This window comes from Morganella psychrotolerans (genome assembly GCF_965118875.1).
Lineage (GTDB): Bacteria > Pseudomonadota > Gammaproteobacteria > Enterobacterales > Enterobacteriaceae > Morganella > Morganella psychrotolerans_C.
The window spans coordinates 1-549 of record NZ_CBCPJD010000071.1 but is presented as its reverse complement, the minus strand read 5'-3'; the positions used below and the strand labels follow the sequence as shown (position 1 = coordinate 549).

Sequence of the window (549 nt, the reverse complement as noted above, 5' to 3'; positions counted from 1 at the left end):
TCTCTCCACACATCGCCGTATACGATTAGAAGTTTTTAAATAAATGCTGGTGGATTGCTGTCACATAATTCACCTGGTGCAAAGCATCATCCAGTGCGTTGTGTGTGTCACCAACAAACGGAAAATCTTTTTTCGGGTCGATGCCGGCATTGCGGCCCAGCTCGACAATGGTACGCACATCCCGGTCATTCCAATGTTTCCAGAACGGCGTTATGCAACAGCGCTCATAGGCGGATCGCAGGATCACGTTATCGAAATTGCTACCATTTCCCCACATTTGAACTCGGTCATCGCAGTATTTTAAGGCGAACGCATCTAAGTTCTCTAGGGCAGCGGGCAGACGAACAGTCTTTCCACTGTTAGTTATTTCACTACGGACGCGGGCGCTTTTATCCAGCCACCACAGTACGGTGTCAGCATCGATACTTCCGCCATACTTGGCACTGCTGCGCAGATCGACCACTTCATAAAAATGCACGTCAGCTGCTGCACCTGAAACCATATCGAACGGCACAGCACCGATAGCAACAATGGCTGAATCCGGTTTGT

General features: G+C 49.4%; 1 protein-coding gene. It reads right to left on the bottom strand.

Going from position 1 to position 549, the window contains the following annotated elements; all coding sequences use genetic code 11:
* Positions 1-25: 25 nt before the first annotated feature.
* On the bottom strand, positions 26-549 hold a 524-nt coding region (locus tag ACMHKJ_RS19375), incomplete at its 5' end, for a 3'-5' exonuclease (protein ID WP_413496487.1).